The sequence below is a fragment of the Sphingomonas sp. BK345 genome, from assembly GCF_014193845.1.
GTDB lineage: Bacteria > Pseudomonadota > Alphaproteobacteria > Sphingomonadales > Sphingomonadaceae > Sphingomonas.
In genome coordinates, this window is record NZ_JACHZX010000001.1 from 959,190 (window position 1) to 981,661 (window position 22,472).

The 22,472-nt window shown below is 71.2% G+C and carries 17 protein-coding genes; 10 read left to right on the forward strand and 7 right to left on the reverse strand.

What is annotated here, in order from left to right:
* Entirely contained in the window at positions 1–1,551 is a 1,551-nt protein-coding gene (locus FHY03_RS04360; protein ID WP_183928948.1) for an NAD(P)/FAD-dependent oxidoreductase, read from the reverse strand.
* 59 nt (positions 1,552–1,610) lie between these two features.
* Here FHY03_RS04360 and FHY03_RS04365 point away from each other — a divergent pair, with 59 nt between their 5' ends.
* The 4 genes from FHY03_RS04365 to FHY03_RS04380 all read left to right on the forward strand — a co-directional run bounded on the left by FHY03_RS04365 (position 1,611) and on the right by FHY03_RS04380 (position 6,640).
* Positions 1,611–1,778, forward strand: coding sequence for a hypothetical protein (locus tag FHY03_RS04365; protein WP_183928951.1), 168 nt, complete (start codon positions 1,611–1,613; stop codon positions 1,776–1,778).
* A 476-nt stretch (positions 1,779–2,254) separates the two neighbouring features.
* A complete protein-coding gene (locus FHY03_RS04370) occupies positions 2,255–2,914 on the forward strand; it encodes a hypothetical protein (protein WP_183928953.1) in 660 nt (219 codons plus the stop codon).
* Positions 2,829–3,884 (forward strand): hypothetical protein, encoded by a 1,056-nt coding sequence (locus tag FHY03_RS04375; protein WP_183928955.1) that lies wholly within the window; start codon positions 2,829–2,831, stop codon positions 3,882–3,884. Before FHY03_RS04370 ends, FHY03_RS04375 begins: the two co-directional genes overlap by 86 nt.
* A gap of 344 nt (positions 3,885–4,228) precedes the next feature.
* On the forward strand, positions 4,229–6,640 hold the full coding sequence (locus FHY03_RS04380) for a hypothetical protein (RefSeq protein ID WP_183928957.1): 2,412 nt from the start codon (positions 4,229–4,231) through the stop codon (positions 6,638–6,640).
* A 59-nt stretch (positions 6,641–6,699) separates the two neighbouring features.
* On the opposite strand, the gene FHY03_RS04385 is transcribed toward FHY03_RS04380, so the two are convergent.
* Positions 6,700–7,782, reverse strand: a complete 1,083-nt coding sequence (locus tag FHY03_RS04385; protein ID WP_183928959.1) for an acyltransferase — start codon at positions 7,780–7,782, stop codon at positions 6,700–6,702.
* A 310-nt stretch (positions 7,783–8,092) separates the two neighbouring features.
* Here FHY03_RS04385 and FHY03_RS04390 point away from each other — a divergent pair, with 310 nt between their 5' ends.
* Positions 8,093–8,980 carry an SGNH/GDSL hydrolase family protein gene (locus tag FHY03_RS04390; protein ID WP_183928961.1) on the forward strand — a complete coding sequence of 296 codons (888 nt, stop codon included), beginning with the start codon at positions 8,093–8,095 and terminating at the stop codon, positions 8,978–8,980.
* Between the two features lie 10 nt (positions 8,981–8,990).
* On the opposite strand, the gene FHY03_RS04395 is transcribed toward FHY03_RS04390, so the two are convergent.
* The 5 genes from FHY03_RS04395 to FHY03_RS04415 all read right to left on the reverse strand — a co-directional run bounded on the left by FHY03_RS04395 (position 8,991) and on the right by FHY03_RS04415 (position 17,814).
* Positions 8,991–11,342, reverse strand: coding sequence for a TonB-dependent siderophore receptor (locus tag FHY03_RS04395; protein WP_183928963.1), 2,352 nt, complete (start codon positions 11,340–11,342; stop codon positions 8,991–8,993).
* Positions 11,343–11,490: 148 nt separating this feature from the next.
* Positions 11,491–12,783: a nitrate/sulfonate/bicarbonate ABC transporter ATP-binding protein gene (locus FHY03_RS04400; RefSeq protein ID WP_183922078.1), complete on the reverse strand. Its 1,293-nt coding sequence runs from the start codon at positions 12,781–12,783 to the stop codon at positions 11,491–11,493.
* An 11-nt stretch (positions 12,784–12,794) separates the two neighbouring features.
* Positions 12,795–14,549 (reverse strand): ABC transporter permease subunit, encoded by a 1,755-nt coding sequence (locus FHY03_RS04405; RefSeq protein ID WP_221190027.1) that lies wholly within the window; start codon positions 14,547–14,549, stop codon positions 12,795–12,797.
* A 14-nt stretch (positions 14,550–14,563) separates the two neighbouring features.
* Positions 14,564–14,746 carry a hypothetical protein gene (locus FHY03_RS04410; protein ID WP_183922082.1) on the reverse strand — a complete coding sequence of 61 codons (183 nt, stop codon included), beginning with the start codon at positions 14,744–14,746 and terminating at the stop codon, positions 14,564–14,566.
* Between the two features lie 599 nt (positions 14,747–15,345).
* Positions 15,346–17,814: a PAS domain S-box protein gene (locus FHY03_RS04415; RefSeq protein ID WP_183928965.1), complete on the reverse strand. Its 2,469-nt coding sequence runs from the start codon at positions 17,812–17,814 to the stop codon at positions 15,346–15,348.
* Positions 17,815–17,999: 185 nt separating this feature from the next.
* Here FHY03_RS04415 and FHY03_RS04420 point away from each other — a divergent pair, with 185 nt between their 5' ends.
* The 5 genes from FHY03_RS04420 to FHY03_RS04435 all read left to right on the forward strand — a co-directional run bounded on the left by FHY03_RS04420 (position 18,000) and on the right by FHY03_RS04435 (position 22,288).
* Complete coding sequence (locus FHY03_RS04420) at positions 18,000–18,896, forward strand: NAD(P)-dependent oxidoreductase (RefSeq protein ID WP_183928967.1); 897 nt, start codon at positions 18,000–18,002, stop codon at positions 18,894–18,896.
* A 320-nt stretch (positions 18,897–19,216) separates the two neighbouring features.
* A complete protein-coding gene (gene nhaA / locus FHY03_RS04425) occupies positions 19,217–20,482 on the forward strand; it encodes a Na+/H+ antiporter NhaA (RefSeq protein ID WP_183928969.1) in 1,266 nt (421 codons plus the stop codon).
* Between the two features lie 45 nt (positions 20,483–20,527).
* On the forward strand, positions 20,528–20,659 hold the full coding sequence (locus tag FHY03_RS20925) for a hypothetical protein (RefSeq protein ID WP_260158640.1): 132 nt from the start codon (positions 20,528–20,530) through the stop codon (positions 20,657–20,659).
* A 178-nt stretch (positions 20,660–20,837) separates the two neighbouring features.
* The gene (locus tag FHY03_RS04430) at positions 20,838–21,563 is read left to right on the forward strand and encodes an alpha/beta hydrolase (RefSeq protein ID WP_183924024.1); all 726 of its coding nucleotides are present in this window, start codon (positions 20,838–20,840) and stop codon (positions 21,561–21,563) included.
* On the forward strand, positions 21,560–22,288 hold the full coding sequence (locus tag FHY03_RS04435) for a tetratricopeptide repeat protein (protein ID WP_183924026.1): 729 nt from the start codon (positions 21,560–21,562) through the stop codon (positions 22,286–22,288). The genes FHY03_RS04430 and FHY03_RS04435 overlap by 4 nt, the downstream gene beginning before the upstream one ends.
* Positions 22,289–22,472 lie beyond the last annotated feature (184 nt).

Below are 22,472 nucleotides of genomic sequence, written 5' to 3' on the forward strand. Positions count from 1 at the left end.
TCACGCCGCGCGGCGCACGTCCGCGCCGATCCGCCCGGGCACCTGGCGCAGGCTGGACAGCGCCGCGGCCTCGCCCTCGCGCCCGCTCTCGTGATACTCCGCGTCCTCGTTGACCGCCCAGGTGTCGTACACGCGCGCGCCGGCCTGAATGTTGCGGACCGTCAGCATCGCGGTCATCATCGCGTGGTCCTGGTTGTTGTAGCGGTGCATGCCGTTGCGGCCGACGCAGTGGAGCGTCGGGTAGCGCCCCTCCAGCTCGCGCCGCAGCATGTCGACGTTCTGCGCATAATCCTCGTCGTAGACGGGATAGGCCTTCTCCTGGCGCACCACGGTGCCGCCGACGACGTGCGACGGGTCGCACAGCCCCAGCGCCGCCATCTCGCGCGTCGCCAGCGCGACCAGTTGCTCGTCGCTCGACGTCCACAGCCCGTCGCCCTCGAAGCAGAAATATTCCAGGCCGACGCAGGCGATCGCGGGATCGGGCACCATCTCGGGCGACCACGAGCGGAAGTTCTGGATGCGGCCGACCTTCACCTTGGGATCGTGGATGTAGATCCAATTGTCCGGGAACAGCTCGGGCGAGCGGATCATCAGCGCGACGGTGAGGAAGTCGCGATACTTCAGGTTCGCCGCCTCCGGCAGCGCCGCGGGCAACGGGTGGAGCCGGCTGGCGAGCTCGCGCATCGGCGCCGAGGAGATCACGTGCGCGGCGTGGATCGTCGCGATGCCGGTGTCGGTGTCCGCGCTCACCGTCCAGCGCCCGCTCGGCGCATGGTGGTGGAGCTGGCGCAGCGAATGGCCCATCAGCACCGTGCCGCCGCGCTCGACGACGCGGTCGCGCGCCGCCTCCCACATCATCCCCGGCCCGAGCCGCGGGTAGCGGAAGTTCTCGAGCAGGGTCTTGGTCTGCATCCCGTCGTTGGGGCGCCTGTTGAGCCCGAGCGAGCGCTTGACCCCGTCGATCACCGCCTTGCCGAGCGACAGGCCCTTGATCCGCTGCGCCGCCCAGTCGGCGCTCATCTCGTCGCACGGCATGCCCCATACCTTCTCGGTATAGGTCTTGAAGAAGATCGAGTAGAGCTTGTGGCCGAAGGCGTTGACGGTCCAGTCCTCGAAGCTGCGCACGCGCCGGCGCGGCAGCAGCCGCGCCTTGGCGAAGCTGGCCATGCACAGAGTGGAGCGGACGATGCCGAGATGCCCGAGCGCCTCGAACGCGCGCAGCGGGTAGCTGTAGAACTTGCCCTCGTAGTAGATGCGGCTCATCCGCGGGCGCTCGATGAAGTCGTGCGGCAGGATCTCGTTCCAGAGATCGACCACGTCCTTCGACTTGGAGAAGAAGCGGTGCCCGCCGATATCGAAGCGGAAGCCCTGGTGCTCGACCGTGCGGCTGATCCCGCCGACGTAGCGCCGGTCCTTCTCGAGCACCGCGACGCTATAGCCCGCCTTGGTGAGCAGATAGGCGGCGGTGAGCCCCGCCGGGCCGGCGCCGATGATGGCGACGTCCACCGTCTCGCCCGCCTGTGCCGCAGAAGTCGCGCCGATCGCCGTCATCACCCTCGCCCGATCCTGTGACCCGTGATGGCGAGGAGATGACGGAATTTGGTTGAGGGGTGGTTAACGATGAGGTGCGCTGGCGATCGGCGTGGGTCGCAGATGGGGCGACGTTGCTGGCCACGATCGCAGCGCGCGTCCTCGCATCGATGATCTGCCTCGACGACGCGACAAGCCGACACCGCTCTAATCCGTTCGGCCTCTACGATGAAATCCAGATCACGTGATCTCTTTGCATTTCCTTTCAGGAGACGATCGATGAACACGATATCGCGATTTCAGTCCTATCCGGCATCGTCGCGGGATCCGCAGCTGAAGGCGACGGCCAACGATCACAAGGTCGCGATTAGCTGGCTCGAACAAGCCAGCCTCCGACATCAATATTCTACGTCTCGGCGGCACGAGCGGACCGAGCCTGTATCCCGACCATCTCCGAACAGGCGGCGCGTGGAAGACATCCAAACTCAAGGACGAGGCGCCGTCGCTTACCGGCACGGGCGGCGGCGGCGGGGGCGACTGCGGGAGCAACTCCACCCCGCCCGACATCGTCGTCGAGGGTCCGCGCTCCACTCCTGACACGTCCACCCCTACCCCTCCGTCCAGTACGGACTCCTCTTTACCACCCGATGTCGTCGTGCAGGGGCAACGACCCGCGCCCGAGAACACGTCACCAGCGCCAGTGCCGTCGCTCGCCGACCGCATCGTGACCGTCGCGATCGACCAGCCATCGGATGACCAGAAAAGGGTGATTGGAATCCTGAAGAACCAGATTAACGCTATGGATTCGCAGATTTCCAAAATTGATGACAAAAAAGAATTAAGCGTCAAACTATCGAACGGAAAGACAAAAACCGTAACAGGTGCCGAAGTAAAAAAACTTTGGTCTGCTCTAAAGATACAGATAGACGATCCTGCAAATGCAAACTATCCTAACGGCTCTGGAAGAGGAGCAAGCACAGATAAGAACGGGGTAACTCACTTTAACGTTAAAACAGTAAGCGAATATCTACCTTCAACAAATCAATCTGACTACAACAACCAGCTTGCACAATATTTAGTTTTGCATGAACTAGCTCACAACACAGCCGCTGGCAAGGCAGAAAATAGGTGGCAATCCTCCCATGGAACCTTGGATGAAAACGACTCCTACCCAGCAAGCGAAAAGCTCGCCAACTCGATAGCAAAGGCGATTGAAAAAGAAGCCGGCCTCACACCGATCCCTGATCCAAGGTACGGTTATGACGAGTCCTATACGAGCTTCAGCGATGGCGTAAGTGATGGTTCGCCCGATTCTTCCCCGTCACCTGCCGATCGCCCTCGCAGCAACAACGTTGACCGATCACATCACACGGATATTCCCTAACAAGGTTTCTTCGATGCGAACTCTCTTCCATGCAGTTGGCGCGATTATGTTGGCGGGCTTTCTCGATCGACCTGCCGCTGCGCAGAACCCGGACTCGAACGCTACTCATCGCCTGATGGTCGAGAACGGCTTCACCCCGATCGACGACATGATCTTCGGGGATCGTGACGTCCGACGCGTCCTGCCGATCGATCCCTATGGCATCCTCCCGATCCCCGGCATCGAGCTCGAGCGCCATCACGACGGCAGGCTGACGCTTCGGACGCAATATCGGCATTGGACCGGCACGACCTACATCATCTCACCTGAGGAGTGGCGCCGCCTGGCGCCACTCGAAATTGCCGCGTTCGCTCCAGACCAGAACAAGCGCACGAAGCCTGCAGCGAACGCGCTCGCGCACTGTTGGAGCGGCGCCGTTGAAGCGAGTTCTCCCAGGGCTAGTCGGTTTTGGCATTGTAGCGACGAGTCGAGAGCAGCCCAGGCCTATGCGGAAGCCGCATTGACCTTGGCGATGGAGAAAAACAATTGCCCCGCGAGCGATAAGGGACTGTTCTGGCGCTACGCCGATTGCTTCGAAGATCGGGGCACGATCGCCGATCCCGGGGCGCAGCGATGGTTGGCGGGGCTGGTCGATCGATGGACGAAAATACGAGCGCCTGTCGCTGATCTGTTGGCCGCCGCCCGTGGCTCACTACAGGAAGCGGCGGCCGCACCAACACCAGAACGGGTGTCGGCAGCACGCGGCGCGGTCATGGCCTTCGGTCGGCAGAAGAGAGCGTTAACCGCCGTCCTGACGGATAGCGCTTCCAGCTCCCGCGACGATGAAGCGCGCGACGACCGATCGCGAGCCATTATCTCGCAGACCCGAAAGGAGTGGAAGGATGATATCGCGAACACCGACCACCTCTACGTGGAGTTACTCGAGGATCTCACGAAAGTGCTTTCGGACCCACGTGCCAAGGCCAGCTAACTGAAGGACGCTCGGTCGCCTCTCACTTCCGCCTCGGGCGTGACTTCACTGTATCAAACAGGCATGCCGACGCCCCGGCCGCCCTTTTAGCGCGCGCTCCGTCCCCTCCGACTGTCCTACATTCGGCGATTCTGCGACATGCCGGGCGTGTTTTCGCCCCGCCCCCGCCCCGACCCATGCGCGACCGCGCCGGCCACTCAACATTCGCAACATTCGCTCCAACAGGACTCACCATTCGCGCCCGCCCCACCATCCCCACCGCGCCGCCGCATCCTCGCCCAGATCGCGCGCCACCCATGGCGGCGGTGGCGCGGGCGCGCGCGGCTGGGCTATAGCGAGGGGTGATGCGGCTTCTTCTTCAACGCGTGCTGGCGCTGCTGGCGCTCTCCTCGCTCGTGCTGTCGCCCCTCCCCGCGAGCGCGCAGGGCAACAGCTTCGACCTCGCCGGCCCGGCGCTGACCATGGCGGTGACGCGCGAGAAGGTGACGCTGCCGATCGGCCAGGTGCCCTCCTTGCGCGTCGGCGACCAGCTCGAGCTCAAGGCGGACCTCCCCGCCGACCAGGCCGCGCGCTACCTGCTCGTCCTCGTCTTCCTGCGCGGCGCGACCAACCCGCCGCCCAAGAACTGGTTCTACGAGGCCGAGACCTGGAACCCCAAGAAGGCCACGCTCCGCGTCAAGGTGCCCGAGGGCGCGCAGCAGGCGATCGCGCTGATGGCGCCCGAGACCGGCGGCGGCTACAACGCGTTGGTCAAGGCGGTGCGCGGCCGCCCCGGCGTGTTCGTCCGCGCCGCGCAGGACCTCTATCAGGCCTCGCTCGACCGCGCCCGGCTGGAGACCTTCGTCAACGGCGTCGCGCGCGTCGAGGAGAGCGCGCCCGAGCGGCTCGTCCCGGTCTCCACCGCGCTCGCCGGCTCGCTCGGGATCAAGCTCAACGCCGACTGCCTCGCGCGCAGCCGCGCGCTCCAGGCCTCCTGCCTGACGCAGAACCGCGACGGCATGGTGCTCCAGACCGGCGGCGGCGCGGCCTCGATGATCGACGTGATCGGCGGCACCACCACGCAGTTCGCCTACAGCCTCGCCGCCACCAAGGAGGGCGGCGCAGGCGAGTTCAGCCCGTACATCTCGCTGGCACGCGACTTCGCGCGGCTGTTCGGCGTGTTCCGCAGCGCGGACTATCAATATTCGCCCGCGCTGGCGGTGGGGCAGAACGAACGGCTGCGGCTCCAGCTCAACACGCCGCCGTCGTTCCAGAACCCCAAGTCGGTGCTGGTGGCGCCGCTGCCGCCGATCGGCGCCGCCGCTCCGCCGCCGCTGCGCGCCGCGCTCAAGGACGCGGTGTGCCTCGCCAGGCCCGGGCTGGTGCTGCCGCTCGAGGACGCGCCGCTGGTGTTCGCGACCGATTACGCGCGCGCGCTGACGCTGCGGCTCGCGCTGGCGGACGGCAGGACGGTGGAGCTGCCGGTGACCGCCGACGCCGAGCGCGGCGGCCTCGTCGTCGGCCCCGACGCGCAGAAGCTGGGCGCGAGCACGATCGGCGAGGCGACGCTGACCGGCAGCTGGGGCTTCGAGACGTTCACCGGCCCGCGCTTCCCGCTCCAGAACGGCGCGCCGGCGGCGTGGCAGCCGCGCCCCGACGACACGGTGGTGGTCGGCCGCGACGCGCCGCTGACGCTGCGCGGCGGCGCCGCCGCCTGTGTCGAGCAGGTCGCGCTGCGCGACCGCTCGGGCACGATCAGGCCGGTCGAGTGGAAGGCCAGCGCGCCCGACGAGATCAGCGCGACGCTGCCGCTCCAGCGCGCGCGCCCGGGCGACCTGACCGTGCTGGTGTCGCATTATGGTGCCAGCGCGCCGGCGCAGCTGACGCTCAAAGGCCAGAGCGAGGCGAGCCGGCTGGAGGGGTTCACGCTCTACACCGGCGACAAGGAGGGGCGGCTGGTCGGCGCGCGGCTCGACCAGGTCGCGTCGCTCGAGGTGGCGGGGCTGACCTTCACCGCGGGCGCGCTGTCGCGCGACATGAGCGGCGGCGACCGACTTGCGCTCACCACCGACGCCAACACCGAGACGGTGCCGACCGGGACGAGCGACGCCAAGGTGACGCTCAAGGATGGGCGCACCACCGCGGTGCGCGCCACGATCACGCCGCCGCGGCCGCGGCTCGAGCTGGTCAGCCGCAGCGTCGCCGCGCCCGCGGCGCCCGACCGGCTCGCGCTCGAGCTGCCCGAGTTCGCGCTGGCGCCCGAGGCGACGCTCACCTTCTCGGCGCGCGCGGTCAACACGCGGCTGAGCGCGGGCGACCTGATCGAGGTGGCGACCGCCGACGACACCGCCAGCGCCAAGCTCAGCGTGGCGAGCGGTAAGCTCCAGCTGATCGGCAGCGACGTCGCGGTCGCCAGCCTCACCCCGCGCGAGGCGCTCGGCGCGGCGGCGACGGGGCCGCTCAAGATGCGGCTGGTGCAGGGCGAGCTGGTCGGCGACTGGCAGCCGCTGGCGCGCGTGGTGCGGCTCCCCGAGCTGACCGAGCTGCGCTGTGAGGGCGCGACCTGCACGCTGCACGGCCAGGAGCTGTTCCTGATCGCGCAGGTAGCGGACGAGGCCGGCTTCCAGAAGCCGCAGACGGTGCCGCTCGGCTTCGTCGGCGGCGAGCTGGCGGTGCCGCACCCGGTGGCGGGCGCGCTCTACCTCAAGCTGCACGACGCGCCCGACGACGTGGTCAAGCTGGTCGTACCCGCGGGGGCGGCGAAGAAGGCGAAGTGAGAGGGGAGGGAGCGCTCAAGCCACCTTGTCCTTACCCCTCGTGGGAAGGATCGCTCCCCTCACACCACCACGGTACGCGCCGCTATCGGCCGCAGTCGGTAGCCGCCGCGGTGAAGCGCGCGCCGCACCCGCGCCAGCGGCTGGTCGACCCAGCGGTACATCGCCGCGGCGTAGACGAAGGCGAGCGGGTAGGCGATCAGCGCCGCCGCACCGCGGCTCGCGGTGCCGGTCAGCGCCATCACCAGCGTCAGCAGCAGCAGATGCGAGAGATACAGGCTGTACGAATAGTCGCCGACCAGCTTCATTGGCGCCGACGACAGCCAGCGCGCCACCCGGCCGCGCGACTGCAGCACCGCCGCGAACAGGACGAAGAAGGCGAGCGACTGGAGCGAGTAGCGGATCGTCTGGCGGAACAGCTCATTGCGGATTGCCAGCGTGGCGAGCAGCAGCGCCGCCGCCAGCAAGGTCTCGCGCCGCCGCGGCCGCCACGCCGCGGCGCCGTCGAGCACCGGGTTGCGGTGGAGCGCGAGGCAGGAGCCGGCGAGGATGCTGTCGACCCGCGTGTGCGACCAAAAATAGAGCGGGTCGAGCGGGTTGCCGGCGAGCGCATGCGCGCCCCGCACCAGCAGCACCAGCATGCAGAGCGCGAGGCACAGCTGCGCCGCGCGCGCGTTGGGCAACCGCCGCAGCACCGCGACGTACAGCAGCGGGAAGGCGAGGTAATAATGTTCCTCCACCGCCAGCGACCAGACCGGCATGCCCGGCACCGCGCCGCTCAGCCCGAAGCTGTCGGTATAGTTGTTGAGGAAGAGGAACTGCGCCGCCAGGCCGCGCCCATCGAGCCCGTTGCCCCCGCTCGCCGGCAGCACACCGGCGAGCACCAGCAGCAGCCCGAGACCGAGCGTGATCCACATCGGCGGCACGATCCGCAGCACGCGCCGCGCGTAGAAACCGCGCAGGCTCACCGCCTGGGTGCGCGTCTGCTCGACCCGCATCAGCGTGGTGATGAGATAGCCGGACAGGAAGAAGAAAGCGGAGACGCCCAGCCCGCCGGGTACGATCCGATCGAGGCCGGCATGCGACAGCATCACGATCGCCACCGCGCAGGCGCGAATGCCGTCGAGCGGTGCGATATGTCCCATCGGTGCGCCGGGCGCCCCGTCACCTCTCGCCAAGTCCCCGCCCCCACTCGCCGCAGTCGCCAACATGGGTGAGGGAGTCGCGAGCGATCCCGTCCACCGGCCCGACCGATCCCTATCACCCCGCCGACCCTGGCACGACGCGGCTTACATTTGCTTTAATGTACAATCTGCTCCACTTCTGGACAGTGATGTCGCGCCTCATCGTGGCGGGAACGGGTCCGGGGCGACGGGAACCATTTACTTCTTGTCAACCACGAGCCGGTAACCACGCGTTCGATGGCCGCGGCGCGGCGCAGGAGAGAGCTTCCCCATGACGATCGCGTCGATGTCGCCGGCCGCTGGCACCCGACCGCTGCGGCGCCCCCTTCCCCTCACCCGGGCCGCGTCGCTGATCGCCTTCGCGTCGCTCTCGGCGTGTGGCGGCGGCGGTGGCAGCGCCGCGGCGGCCTCGCTCGCGGCACCGGTCGCTGTGGTCGCGGCGGCCACACCGATCGCCGCCCCCGCGCCCGCCCCCGCCCCCGCCCCGAGCGCGTCGCCCAGCGCGATGCCGAACTCGGCGGCGGCCGCCGAGCCCGCGCCCGCCGCCACGCCGAGCGCCACCGCCGCGCCGGCGGCGAGCGGCAGCGGCGTGCTGTCCGAGGGCGACTCGATCTCGGTCTTCTGGGGCGGCAGTCACACCGGCCTCTACGCCGCGTCGCATCCCAAGGTGACTTTCTACGGCAAGGCGGTCGGCGGCTCGGGCGTCAACGACCTGGAGGCACGCGCCGACGCCGACCTCGCGCTCCACCCGCGCCTGCTCACCGTGCTGATCGGCGCCAACGACCTCCAGGCTGCCGGCGGTGCGCGCGCCTGGCTCGAGCAACTGTTCCGCTATACCGCGCGCTTCAAGGCCGCGGGCGTGACGGTGGCGGTGGGCACGCTGCTGCCGATCAACATACCCGACCAGCCGCGCTATACCAGCGTCCACAATGAGCGTCGCCAGATCGTCAACGCCGAGCTCCGCGCCGCGGTCGGGCATGAGATCGACGCGGTGATCGACTTCGCCGCCGATCCCGTGATGGGCCCCGACACCGCGCCGCTCGACAAGACGCTCTACAAGGACGGGCTCCACCCCACCGACGGCGGCCCCAACGGCGCGGGCGGCCAGGGCAAGCTCGCGCTGATCTACGCCAAGGCGGTCGACGCGCTGCTGAAGTGAGCCGCGTGGTTCACGCACCCAGCCGCAGCCGCAGGTAGTAGAAGCCGCCGTCCTGCCCGAGCTGCTGGCTCGCCAGGTCGTAGCGCATCGCACCGATGTACGAGTTCGCCGCGGGCAGCCGCGACGGATACGCGTCGAACAGGTTGCTCGCCCCGATCGCGGCGCGGAGCGAACCGGCGAGACGCAGGCCGAGCTCGACGTTGGTCACCCAGCGCGCCGCGTTGGTGAAATTTCGGAAGCGCTCGGTCGAGAAGGCGTCCGGGCCGGCATAGTAGGTCAGCTGTGAGCGCGTCGCGCCGTAGCGGAGCTCGTGCAGCGTGACGTCCCAACGCGACGTCGCCACCGCGCCGCCGGCGATCACGCGCGACGCGGGATAGGCGGTGGTGAGATAGCCGACACCCTGCACGTCAAGCAGCGCGCGGCCGAGCTGGTCGCGGCCGACATGCGTGACCGCGGTGCGCCCCGCGGTCGCGGCCAGGTCGGCGTCGAGCGTCGCGCCGCCCGCCAGCGCCGCGTGGTAGCGCAGCGTCAGATCGAGGCCGCGCGTCCGCGTGCGCACGCCGTTGGCGTAATATTGCACCGCGGTGCTCTCCGGCGTCAGCTCGGCGGGCAGCGTCACCCCCTGTAGCGCGAGCGCGTCGAGCGCGGTCCGGCCGGTATAGGCGCCACCGGTGACGATGCGATCGCGCACGATGATCTGATAACCGTCGAGCGTCAGGTCGAGCGAGTCGCGCAGGTGCGCCACCGCTCCCGCCCCGATATGCGTCGAGCGCTCCGGGCGCAGCGGCGCGGCACCGAGCGCGCGCGCCGCTGCGGAGGTCACCGCCACCTGCGCGTTGGCATAGCTGGGCGAGACGACGATGCTGCTGAAGTGCGACTGCGCCAGCGTCGGCGCACGGAAGCCGGTCCCGGCGCTGGCGCGCAGCGCGATCGCGTCCGTGAGCGCGAGCCGCGTCGCCAGCTTGCCCGTCAGCGTCTCGCCGGCATCGCTGTAATGTTCGTAGCGTCCCGCCGCGTCGAGCCGCCACGCGCGCGCGAGCGGCACTTCCAGATCGGCATAGCCAGCAGCGACCGAGCGATCAGCGCGCGTGCGATTGTCGGGCGAGAGCCCCTGATAGCCCTGCGTCCCGCCGAGCACATAGGCCGCCGGCTCGCCCGGATCGATCGCATAGGTCTCGCGGCGATATTCCCCGCCCAGCGCGAGATGGAGCGGCGCGGCGAGCCAGGCCAGCGCGATCGGTCGGCGCAGGTCGAGCGTGCTGGTCCATTGCCCGAGGCGGTAGCGCCCGATCGCCACCGCGGTCGGCGTCGCGCCGGTCGCGGCGTAGAGCCCGAGATTGGCGGTGTCGCGCAGACCCAGGTCGATGCGGTCGCTGCCGTACGTCGTGCTGAGGTCCCAATGCCAGCCGTCGCGCGCGCCGCCGCGTGCGCCGATCGTGGCGGCGGCGTCCTGCTCGGCGATCGTCTCCTCGGGCTGGAAGCCGCGCGGGTACAGCGCGGGGAGCACGTCGCCGAGCCGGCGAAAGGCGAGCCGTCCCGCGTCGCGGCGCGCCCAGCTGGCGTCGCCGTACAGCGTCGCCGCGCCGAGCCGGTAGTCGGTCTCGAGCGCGAGCGCTGCCCGATCGGTCCGTGGCGCGCCGATCGCGGGATTGTCGTACAGGCCCGTGCGCGTGTCGCGGCCCTCGCGGTCGGTGCGGTCGCGATGGACCAGCTCGGCGGTCCAGCGGGCGTCCCCGCCCTCGCCCAGCGCCACGCCCGCGCCGGCCGACAGCGTGCCCGATGCGCCGTCGCCGGCATAGGTTCGCCCCGCCAGCGCGCGCGCTTCGCTGGCGGTGTCGTCGCGGAGGATCAGGTTGATCACTCCCGCGATCGCGTCCGAGCCATATTGCGCGGCGGCGCCGTCCTCGAGCACTTCCACGCGGGCGATCGCCGCGGCGGGGAGCAGGTCGAGGTCGACCGGCGCGGTGCCCTGCTGCGGGCCGGGATCGAGCACCACCGCCGCGGTCGGGTGGCGGCGCTTGCCGTTGACCAGCACCAGGGTCTGGTCCGCGGTGAGCCCGCGCAGGCTGATCGAGTCGACCAAAGAGGCCTGATCGAGCCCGTGCAGCGGGCGCGACAGCGACGGCACCAGCTGCACGAGCGAGTCGCGCAGGTCGGGCAGCCCGATCGAGCGCAGCGCGGCATCCGAGACGATCGTGATCGGGCTCGCGCTCTGGCCCGCCGTCACGTTCGGGTCGCGCGAGCCGGTGACCACCACGTCCGCCGCCTGGGCGGGCGCGTCGGCGGCCTGCTGCGCCAGCGCCGGGCTGGTGATGGCGGCGAGCGCGGCGGCGACGGACAGGCGGGAAGAGACGGACGGCATGATCGAACCCTCGACGAGGCCGCGACGCTGCTATCCCCTTGACGCGCGGCGCGGCACGTCAGCGTCTCTTAGGAAGGCGGCGCACGGCCTTGTCGCGCGAGAGCGTGCCTTATCTTGCCGCCCGCCAAGCCCGGCTATGCGCCGTACCTCAGCCCGGATCGTCCAGCGTGAACAGGTCGCCCGCCTCGTCATAGGCGAACAGCTCGGCGTAGCGGCCCCATTCGGTCACCGCGCGCAGCGTGTCCTCGGCGAAGTCGGGCGAGAGCGCCTCCTCCAGCTCCTCGCGGAAGAGCCGCGCCGGCACCTGGTGGCCCGTGCGCGCGTCGAGCGCGGCGCGGATCGCCCCGGCCAGCGGCACATGGCCGAGCAGCGCGGCGCGGAACATCGCCTTGCGCTGGTCGACGTCTTCCTGCGCGAATCCCGCGCCCGCCGCGGTGAGCGCTACCTCACCCTCCGCCAGCGTGACGAAGCCGAGCTGCTGCAGCGTCTCGACGATCGGGAACAGCTCGTCGACCTCGAGCTGGAGCGTGTCGCCCAGCTCCGCGAGCGGCGCCCGCCCGTCGAACGGCGCCGCCTCCACCTCCTCGATCAGTCCGGCGAGCGCGGTGACCGAGACGGGCGCGAGCGGACGGCCGAGCGCCGGCGCCGGCGCGTGCGCCTCCTCCGCCGCGGGCACAACGCGCTGGGTCATGCGCGCGTAGATCCGCTCGACCAGGTCGCGGAAGGCGGGATCGAGCCGGTCGCGCGGCTGCGGCAGGCCGACGCGGAACTCGGCGACGATCCGGCCGGGATTGGAGGAGAGCACCAGCACGCGGTCGCTCATCAGCACCGCCTCCTCGATATTGTGCGTGACGATCAGCACCGCGGCGATGCCGAGCCGCCCGTCGCCCCACCACTCGATCAGGTCGCTGCGCAGCGTCTCGGCGGTGAGCACGTCGAGCGCGGAGAAGGGCTCGTCCATCAGCAGCAGCGACGGCTCCACCACGAGCGCCCGCGCCAACCCGACGCGCTGGCGCATGCCGCCCGACAGCTCGCGCGGGAAGGCGTTCTCGAAGCCGTCGAGCCCAATGAGATCGATCGCAGCGAGCGCGCGCCGGCGCCGCTCGGCCGCTGGTACCTTCTTCGCCTCCAGCCCGAGCTCGACGTTCTGCAGCACGGTCAGCCACGGCATCAGCGCGAACGACTGGAACACCATCGCCACCGAGCGCGCGCGCCCGTCCGCGCCGGGGGTGAAGCGCAGCGTCCCCGCGTCGGGCGTCACCAGCCCGGCGATCGAGCGCAGCAGCGTCGACTTGCCCGAGCCCGAGCGGCCGAGCAGCGCCACCACCTCGCGCTCGTGCACCGTCAGCGCCACGTCGTCGAGGATCGGCGGCCCCTCGCTCCCGCCGTAGCGGTGGCTCAAGGCCTCGACGGTGACGAGCGGTGGGTTGTGCTGCGCCATGGGCGCCTCCTTCACGACAGCCGCAGCCGGCGCTCGGCCAGCCGGTAGAGCGGGCGGAACAGCGCCCGGTTGATCGCGATCACCAGCGCGGACATCACGAGGATGCCGAGCAGCACGCGCGCTTCGTCCCCCGCCGCGGTCGCCTCGGCGATATAGCTGCCCAGCCCCGCCGCGGTGAGCCGCGTGGAGCCCCAGCTCACCGCCTCGGCGACGATGCTGGCGTTCCACGAGCCGCCGCTCGCGGTCAGCGCGCCGGTGACGTAATACGGGAAGATCGCGGGCAGGATCAGCCGCCGCCACCATGCCCAGCCGCTGAGGCCGAACAGCCGCGCCGCCTCGCGCAGGTCGCTCGGGATCGCGCTGGCACCGGCGATGACGTTGAACAGGATGTACCATTGCGTGCCGAGCCCGATCAGCGGGGTGAGCCAGATGTCCGGGTTCGCGTGCCAGCGCACGATCAGCACCACCGCGACCGGGAACAGCACGTTGGCGGGGAAGGCCGCGAGGAATTGCGCGACCGGCTGCGCGCGCGCGGTCCAGCGGGGGCGCAGCCCGATCCACACGCCGATGGGTACCCAGACGAGACTCGCCGCGACGATCAGCACCGCCACGCGCACCAGCGTGTAGAAGGCGAGCCGCAGCACTAGACAAGCGTCGCTCGGGCTCAGCCGCGCCGCCAGGTAGCGCGCGGCGAGCAGCGCCGCGCCCGCCGCGGCGAGCGCGACCGCCACCTGCCAGACCCGCTGCGACCGCGCCGCTCGCTTCCCCGCGTCCTCGCGCGTGCCGAACGTGCGGTGCTGGGCGGCAGCGCTCGGGGCTGGGTCGAGCAGCAGCATCGCCCCCGCCACGGCGCGCCACGGCTTCACCAGTGCGGGCAGCAGCCGCGCGCGCCGCAGCAGCTCGAACAGCCAGGAACGCGGCGGCGCCACGCTGGCGGTCTGCTCGACGCGGAAGCGATCGGCCCAGGCGATCGCGGGGCGGAACACGAGCTGGTCGTACAGCAGGATCACCGCCGCCATGGTCGCCACCGCCAGCGCCACCGCGCCGAGATCGCGCCGCTCGATCGCCAGCCCCAGCCATGAGCCGACGCCGGGCAGCATCACCTGCGTCCGCCCGACGCTGATCGCCTCCGAGGCGACGACGAAGAACCAGCCGCCCGACATCGACAGCATCGCGTTCCACACCAGCCCCGGCGCGGCGAAGGGCAGCTCGACCCGCAGCAGCCGGCGCAGCGGAGACAGGCCGAAGCCGCGCGCCACCTCGGCGAGGTCGTCGGGCACCTGGCGCAACGACTGGTAGAGGCTCAGTGCGATGTTCCACGCCTGGCTGGTGAAGATCGCGAAGACCGCGGCGCATTCCACGCCGAGCCGACTGCCCGGGAACAGCCCCATGAAGGCGGTGACGGTGAAGGTGAGGAAGCCCAGCACCGGCACCGACTGGAGGATGTCGAGCGCGGGGACGATCACCAGCTCGGCGCGGCGGCTCTTGGCGGCGGCGGTGGCGACCACGACGCTGAACACCAGCGAGGCCGCCAGCGCCGCGAACAGCCGCAGCGTGGTGAGCAGCGCGTAATAGGGCAGAGCGCGCGGATCGAGCGTGATCGGCTCGAGCTGGAGCCGGCGGAGCGGCTCGACCGCGTCGTGCGCGCCCGCGGCCACCGCGGCGCCGAGGCCGGCGAGCAGCGCGAAGAGCGCGAGATCGGGCCAGCCGAGTGCGATACGACGCGCTCCCAGCGGCGGGGCGGTGCGGCCGAGCGGACGGGACAGCACGGGCGATCCTGTCAGGCGACGCGGCGGCGCGCCGCCACCATCGCGCGCAGCAGCCGGGCGCGGTGGAGTGGCGCGGCGGCGAGCGCGGCGCGGATCGCGCACCCGCGCGCGGCGGCGCGAAGGGCGAGCAGGCGCTGGTCCTTGTTGAGGGTGACGAAAGCTGGATCGGTCCCGCCCGGGCCATGATCCGGCAAAGGCGACACTCTTGCAAGAGCCGCGCAACGCTCCCCCACTTCCGTCATTCCTGACTTGTTCCGGGATCCACGCTTCCGCGAGAGCAACGCACCGGCTGTCTGCGGCACAGTGGATCCCGGACCAAGTCCGGGATGACGGAAGGTTTTGCAGGGGTCCCGCGAACGCCGAGATTCAAGGTCGCCGGGATCGGGCTCGCGGCGCTGGGTTCCTGCGTGCGCAGGAGCACGCTGATCGTGCGATGAAGACAGGTCGAGTTCAGGCGAACGCACGACGGCGCGCGGGTCATATCGGGTCATGGCGACCTCCATCGGGGTTCCGGTGACGGGACCCGGCGGCGGTCGGCTCAGGTCAGCGCGTGCCGACCTCGCGAGCCACCGACGGACCCGTGCGCTGACGTGCGGTGACGGCGAAGCGGGTGCTTCGACTGTCTCCGTCGTCGGACAAGGGACTAGATCGGGGCATCGGTGCGCGTTTCTCCGAGTCGCACGGGAGCGCGCGACGCGGTCGCCCTTACGCCTGTCGCGCCGCGGATCAACCCCGCGCCCGCCGCGTCGCTACCCGATATGAGCGAGCGGCCGTCCGGCGCCGTGCCGGACGCTCAGCCGGTTGCGCCCAGCATCTCCGCTACCTTGGCGGTGAGCGCGTGCATCGTGAAGGGTTTGGTCAGCAGCTCCATGCCGGGCTCGAGATGCCCCCCGCCGACCGCGACATTCTCGGCATAGCCCGTCACGAACAGCACCTTCAGCCCGGGGCGCAGCGCGCGCGCCGCATCGGCCACCTGGCGGCCGTTGAGCCCGCCGGGCAGGCCGACATCGGTGATCAGCAGGTCGATCGGCGCGTCCGAGCCGAGCACCTTCAGCCCGGCCGCGCCGTCGGCGGCCCCAATCACCGTATAGCCCGCCTCCTCGAGTACCTCGTCGATCAAGTGGCGGATCGTGGTCTCGTCGTCGACCACCAGCACGGTCGCGCTGCGCACCGCCGCGGCGGCGTCTTCCACGCCCTCCTCCTCACCACCGAGAGCGGCACCGGCGTGGCGCGGCAGATAGATGGTGATCGTGGTGCCCGCGCCCAGCGCGGAGTCGATGCGCACCTGCCCGCCCGACTGGCGCGCGAAGCCGTAGATCATCGACAGCCCCAGGCCCGTCCCCTGGCCGATCGGCTTGGTGGTGAAGAAAGGCTCGAACGCGCGCTCCACCGTCTCGGGCGCCATGCCGGTGCCGGTGTCGCTCACCGCGACGCTGAGATAGGGTCCCGGCTCCAGCTCGAGCTCGCGCGCATCCGACTCGTCGATCCAGCGATTGGCCGTCGCGATCGTCACGCGGCCGGCGTCGGGCATGGCGTCGCGCGCGTTGATGGCGAGGTTCAGGATCGCGCTCTCCAGCTGGGTGGCGTCGATCATCGCGGTCCACAGCCCGGGCGCAGCGATCACCTCGATCGCGCTGGTCGGGCCGATCGAGCGCTGCAGCAGCTCCTCCATCCCCGCGATCAGCCGGTTGACGTCGGTCGGGCGCGGGTCGAGCGTCTGGCGGCGCGAGAAGGCCAGCAGCCGCTGGGTCAGCGACGCGGCGCGGCGGCTGGCACCCTGCGCGGCGAGGACAAAACGCTCAAGGTCGTCGTGCCGCCCGCGCGCCAGCCGCGCCTGCACCAGCTCCAGATTGCCCATCACGCCCGTGAGCAGATTGTTGAAATCGTGCGCCAGCCCTCCGGTGAGCTGGCCGACGGCCTCCATCTTCTGCGCCTGGCGCAGCTGTCCCTCGGCGAGCGCCAGCGCGGCGGTCTGCGCCTTCTCCTCGGTGGCGTCGCGGCCGACCGCAATGATCTTGCCGTCGCCCGGCCCCGCCGCCCAGACGAGGTCGCGGTAGCTGCCGTCGCGGTGGCGGTAGCGGTTGTCGAAGCGCGCGAACGCCTGTCCGGCGCCGATCCCCGCCGCGGCGGCGCGCGTCTCGTCGAGGTCGTCGGGGTGGACGAAGGCGAAGATCGGGCGGCCGAGCAGCTCGAACTCGGCCCACCCCAACACCCGCGTCCACGCCGGATTGACCGCCTCGATCGTGCCGTCGAAGCCGGCGACGAGCATGATGTCCGACGACAATTGCCACAGCCGGTTGCGGTCGGCGGTGCGCGCCGCGACCTCCTGCTCGAGCGTGGCGTTGAGCCGCTCGAGCTCCTGCTGCGCCTGCCAGCGCGCGGTCTCGTCGCGTGCGATCTTGATGAAACCGCGCTCCTGCCCCTGCGCATCGGCGGGCAGCGGGTGGACCGAGCCGTTGAGGAACACCCGCGTGCCGTCGCGGCGCAGGTGCCAGCGCTCGTCGGGCGCGCAGCCGTCGCGCGCGGCGCCGGTGATCTCGCGCACGTCGGCCCCCGCGGCGCGGTCCTCGGGCGTGAAGATCATCGCGGCGGGCTGACCCACCGCCTCCTCCGGCGTCCAGCCGAGCACCGCCTCCGCCCCCGCCGACCAGCTGGTGATCACCCCGCCCGCGTCGGTGGTGAAGATGACGTGGTCGCGCGCGCCCTCGATCACCAGCCGCAGCCGCTCCTCGCTCTGGCGCAGCGCGGCGTCGCTCAGCACGCGCTCGGTGGTCTCGTTGGTGAAGATAAACAGGCCCGCCACCCCACCGCTTGAGTCGAGCACGCGCGAGTAGGAGAAGGTGAACCAGGTGTCGGACTGGCCGCGGTCGGTGTCGAGCTTCCACGGCAGGTCGGTGAAGCGCTGGCTGCGCCCGGCGAAGGCGTCGTCGATGATCGGCTTCGCCTGCGCCCAGGCGTCCGCCCAGACGGTGCGGAACGGCGCCCCCATCGCCCAGGCCAGACGCGGCCCGAGCAGCGGAAAATAGGTTTCGTTGAAGAAGAAGGTGAGCTCCTCCGCCCCCCAGCAGAGGATCATGGACTCGGGCGAGTTGAGCACGGTGCTCAGCGTCGCCTTGAGCGCCTCGGGCCAGTCGGCCGGCGTGCCGAGCGGGTGATCGGTCCAGTCGCGCGCAAGGATCAGCTCGGTCGCGCGCCCGCCCCCGGCGAGGAAGCGCAGCGGCGCGGGCAGCTCGGCTGGATCACGGTAGAGAGCGGAGATCATGGGCCGATCGCGTTAGCGCTACAGCGGCGGCAAAGATACCGCTCGACGTGGTGGCCGTACGAACCGCCAGGGGACTCCTGCGAACGCCGGAGCCCGGACCCACGGGCAGGTCGCCCTGCCACCCTGGATCCCCGCGTGCGCAGGAACACGATGCGTGCCGGACCAATCCCGTCTATCGCTGATCCATGGCCAGACCCGACCTCTTCCTTGCCCAGCCCCAGTCCGCCGCGCTCGAGGCTGCGCTGGCGGCGCGCTTCACGCTCCACCGCGGCACCGCGCCGGCGACGACGCGTGCCGTCGTCGGCGGCGGCTCGCTGCGCTGGGGGGCGGCTGACTGCGACCGGCTGCCCGCGCTCGAGATCGTCGCGATCCATGGCGTCGGCCACGACGGCGTCGACCTCAACGCGGCGCGCGCGCGCGGCGTGCGCGTGACCATCACGCCCGAGGTGCTGACCGACGACGTCGCCGATCTCGCGCTCGCCCTGTGGCTGGCGGCGGAACGCGCGGTGGTGGCGAACGACCGCGCGGTGCGCGACGGGGGCTGGAGCGTACCACTGGCGCGGCGCGCGACGGGGCGGCGAGTCGGCATCTTCGGCCTGGGGCAGATCGGCCGTGCGATCGCGACGCGCGCCGCGCCCTTCGCCGGCTGGATCGGCTATTGCGCGCGTTCGGCCAAGGACGTGCCCTATCAGCGGCTGCCCGACATCACCGCGCTGGCGGCGGCGTGCGACGTGCTGATCCTCGCCGCGCCGGGGGGTGCAGCGACCGAGCGCGCGATCGACGCCGCGGTGCTGGACGCGCTCGGCGCGGGCGGCGTGCTGGTCAACGTCGCGCGCGGCAGCCTGGTCGACGAGGCGGCGCTGGTGAGCGCGCTGGAGCGCGGCGTGATCGCGGGCGCGGGGCTCGACGTCTTCGCCGACGAGCCGCGCGTGCCCGCGGCGCTGCGCGCGCTGCCGCAGGTGGTGCTGGCACCGCATCAGGGCAGCGCGACGCGCGAGGCCCGCGCGGCGATGGAGGCGCTGGTGCTCGCCAACCTCGACGCCTGGCTGGCGGGAAAGCCGTCGGTGTCCGCGATCGCCTGAGCGGTGGGCGGCAAGCATCGCCGAGTCAACCAGCGCCACCGCCGTCATCCAGGGCTCGTCTCAGGGTCCACCATCCCGCGCACACGCCGGCCGGAGAGCGTGCGGCGCGGTTGATCCCGGACCAAGGCTCTCCCGAGCGTGTCGGCGGATCCGGGATGACGGAAAGGGGAGGCGGCGAGCGGGTGACGCCCGCCTAATCGTCGGCACCACCGGGCGGGCTCCCGCGCATGCAGGAGCCCAGCGCCACCGCCGCCCCGCCCGCGACCCTGAACGTCGGCGTCCGCCGGAGCACGGCTAGCCCTTGCCCCCGGGGATACCCGATGCGATACGCGCCGCGGGTGTCCGCGCTGCTCCAGCGCGGGCAGGTTCTCGCGCTGGTCGGGCCGCCAGCGCGTCGACGCCTGCCCGGAGTCCGCGCCATCACCCAGCCGAACCACCCGCCCCGGTCGCGCGCCAGCGCGCTGCGCCGCTTCCTCACCGGCCAGGCCGCCGGCGGCGCGGTGCTGATCGCCGCCGCCCTGCTCGCGCTGCTGCTCGCGAACTCGCCGCTCGGACCCGGTTATGCCGCGCTGCTCCACGGCAACGTCGGACCGCTCACGCTGGAAGCCTGGATCAACGACGCGCTGATGGCGGTGTTCTTCCTGCTCGTCGGGCTCGAGATCAAGCGCGAGACGCTGCACGGCCAGCTCGCCTCCTGGTCACGCCGGCTGCTGCCGGGCATCGCCGCCGCGGGCGGGATGGCGGCGCCCGCGCTGCTCTACCTCGCGATCAACCGCGGCGGCGCGACGCAGGGCTGGGCGATCCCGGCGGCGACGGACATCGCCTTCGCGCTCGGCGTCATCGCGCTGCTCGGGGAGCGTGTCCCCGCCTCACTGCGCGTCTTCCTCGCCGCGCTGGCGATCATCGACGATCTCGGCGCAGTGGTGATCATCGCGCTGTTCTACACCGGTGCACTGGCGCTGCCTTACCTCGTCGCGGCGGGCGCGGTGCTGGTCGTGCTGACGCTGCTCAACCGCGCGGGCGTGACCCGGCTCACCCCGTATCTGCTGCTCGGCGTCTTGCTGTGGTGGCTGGTGCTGCGCTCGGGCGTCCACGCGACGCTCGCGGGCGTGATGCTGGCCTTCACCATACCGGCGCAGGACGGGCGCGAGGGCAGCCCGCTCTGCCGGCTCGAGCACCGGCTGCACGCGCCGGTCGCCTTCGTCATCCTGCCGCTGTTCGCGCTCGCCAACGCCGCGGTGCCGGTGCTCGGCCTGCCAGTCGGCGCGCTCGCCGCCCCGGTGACGCTGGGGGTGGCGGCGGGGCTGCTGCTCGGCAAGGTGGCGGGCGTGTTCGGCTTCGCCGCGCTCGCGGTGCGACTGCGCTGGGCCGAGCTGCCGGCGCATGCCGGCTGGTTGCAGCTGCTCGGCGTCGCTCTGCTGTGCGGGATCGGCTTCACGATGAGCATCTTCATCACGCTGCTCGCCTTCGCCGGCGCGCCGCTGCTCCAGGCCGAGGCCAAGCTGGGCGTGCTGACGGGCTCGCTGCTGTCGGGCGCGGCCGGCTACCTGCTGCTGCGCGTCGCCGCGCGTGAGACGGATCATTAGCGCTTTCAGCGGGTTACGATGCCGAACCGGCACGGGAGAGCGACCATGCGGCACGACGACCACGGTGACCAGAGCTTCGGCAAATCGGGCGTGAAGATCCGCGGCGGGCTGATCTACCTCGCCTTCCTGCTGGCGAGCAGCATCGGCATCCTGTTCTACGCCGGCGACGTGATCTGAGGCGGCGGGGAGAGCGGGCGGACCCGCTCGGTCGGAAGCCGGTCTTCCAATCGAAGGATCGGCCGCCTCCCTCCTCCACCATGATCCACGCCTGCACGCGAGTGACGGTGAGGCGTCTACCCACCCGCCGGACTTCCCCGCCTTCGCAAAGCGCTGCACCGCGTCTAAGCCACGGCGCATGAGCATCGTCACCACCGCGCCGAAGCGACCGCGCCTCGCCTACCACCATCACGCCGGCACCGCGCCGACGGTGATCTTCCTCCCCGGCTATGCCTCCGACATGAGCGGCACCAAGGCGCTCGCGCTCGAGCGATGGGCCAAGGCACGCGGCCAGGGCTTCCTGCGCTTCGACTATGGCGGCTGCGGCGCCTCCGACGGCAAGTTCGAGGAGCAGGCGCTCGCCGACTGGCGCGACGACGCGGTGGCGATGATCGACCATGTCGACGGGCCGGTGGTGCTGGTCGGCTCGTCGATGGGCGGCTGGGTGATGCTGCTCGCCGCGCTGGCGCGCCCCGCGCGTGTCGCCGCACTGGTCGGGATCGCCACCGCGCCCGACTTCACCGATTGGGGCTTCTCGCAGGACGAGAAGATGTACCTGCTCGAGCACGGCCGGCTCGAACGCGCCAACCCCTATGGCCCGGCACCGACCGTCTACACCCGCCGCTTCTGGCAGTCGGGCGAGGCCAACCGGCTGATGTCGGGAACGATCGCGTTCGATGGACCAGTGCGGCTGCTGCACGGCCAGGCCGACCCCGACGTGCCGTGGCCTCGCTCGGCACGGCTCGCCGAGCTGATCCGTTCGCCGCACGTTCAGACCTGGCTGGTCAAGGACGGCGACCACCGCCTGTCGCGCGAGGACGATCTCGCGCTGCTGATCCGCGCGGTGGAGGATGTGGTGCCATGATCCCGCTCGCCGCGCTGCTGCTCACCGCCCAAGCCGCGACGCCCCCGGGTGTGGCGGGCAGCGACCCCGCGGCGGGCTGCGTGGCCGAGACGCGCAGCGACCCCGCCGCGGCGGAGGCGCGCGCGCGGCGCGGTGGCGCGGGGCTGCGCGCGTGCCTCGCGCTCGCGCTGGCGGCGCAGGACCGCTACGCCGAGGCGGGCGCGGCCTTCGCCGAGGCGGCGCGCGGCGCCGAGCTGGCGCACGACTCGCACGCGGCGGACTATTGGGCGCAGGCGGGCAACGCTTGGCTGGCCGCGGGCGACGCCGCCAAGGCGCGCGGCGCGCTCGACGCCGCGCTGGCGGCGGGCACGTTGGTGGAACTGCAGCGCGGCGAGGCGCATCTCGACCGCGCGCGCGCGCTGGTCGCGCTGGGCGACGCCGCCGGCGCGCGCACCGACCTCGACCAGGCGCTGGCGACCGCGGGCGACGACCCGTTGGCGTGGCTGCTCTCCGCCACCTTGGCGCGGCGCGGCGGCGATCTCGGCCGCGCGCGCGCCGACATCGCGCAGGCGCTGCGCCGTTCCGCCGACGACGCCTCGGTCCAGCTCGAGGCGGGCAATATCGCCGCGGCGGGCGGCGACGCCGATCGCGCCAAGGCGGCGTGGCAGGAAGCGGCGCGGCTCGCGCCCGACTCGCCCGCCGGTCAGTCGGCGGCGCAGGCGCTGACGCAGTTTGGCGGGAAATAGACCGCGCTACCGCCCGTGGTCCTCCACTTGTTTTCCCCGCGGAGGCGGGAACCCAGAGTCAAGCAGGACCGCGGCGTGCGGCGATCGGGGCTCCTGGGCCCCCGCGTGCGCGGGAGCACGATGAGAACTGGCATAGCTCGCTAGGCCGAATGGTCCAGAAGTGAGCAACCAGTATCGCCCTCGC

Coding starts and splice junctions, on each gene's coding strand:
- FHY03_RS04395 (WP_183928963.1), bottom strand. CDS start 11,342: ATGCCGTCCGTCTCTTCCCGCCTGTCCGTCGCCGCCGCGCTCGCCGCC.
- nhaA (WP_183928969.1), top strand. CDS start 19,217: ATGCGATACGCGCCGCGGGTGTCCGCGCTGCTCCAGCGCGGGCAGGTT.
- FHY03_RS04385 (WP_183928959.1), bottom strand. CDS start 7,782: ATGGGACATATCGCACCGCTCGACGGCATTCGCGCCTGCGCGGTGGCG.
- FHY03_RS04415 (WP_183928965.1), bottom strand. CDS start 17,814: ATGATCTCCGCTCTCTACCGTGATCCAGCCGAGCTGCCCGCGCCGCTG.
- FHY03_RS04375 (WP_183928955.1), top strand. CDS start 2,829: ATGGTTCGCCCGATTCTTCCCCGTCACCTGCCGATCGCCCTCGCAGCA.
- FHY03_RS20925 (WP_260158640.1), top strand. CDS start 20,528: ATGCGGCACGACGACCACGGTGACCAGAGCTTCGGCAAATCGGGCGTG.
- FHY03_RS04420 (WP_183928967.1), top strand. CDS start 18,000: ATGGCCAGACCCGACCTCTTCCTTGCCCAGCCCCAGTCCGCCGCGCTC.
- FHY03_RS04390 (WP_183928961.1), top strand. CDS start 8,093: ATGACGATCGCGTCGATGTCGCCGGCCGCTGGCACCCGACCGCTGCGG.
- FHY03_RS04400 (WP_183922078.1), bottom strand. CDS start 12,783: ATGGCGCAGCACAACCCACCGCTCGTCACCGTCGAGGCCTTGAGCCAC.
- FHY03_RS04360 (WP_183928948.1), bottom strand. CDS start 1,551: ATGACGGCGATCGGCGCGACTTCTGCGGCACAGGCGGGCGAGACGGTG.
- FHY03_RS04435 (WP_183924026.1), top strand. CDS start 21,560: ATGATCCCGCTCGCCGCGCTGCTGCTCACCGCCCAAGCCGCGACGCCC.
- FHY03_RS04380 (WP_183928957.1), top strand. CDS start 4,229: ATGCGGCTTCTTCTTCAACGCGTGCTGGCGCTGCTGGCGCTCTCCTCG.
- FHY03_RS04430 (WP_183924024.1), top strand. CDS start 20,838: ATGAGCATCGTCACCACCGCGCCGAAGCGACCGCGCCTCGCCTACCAC.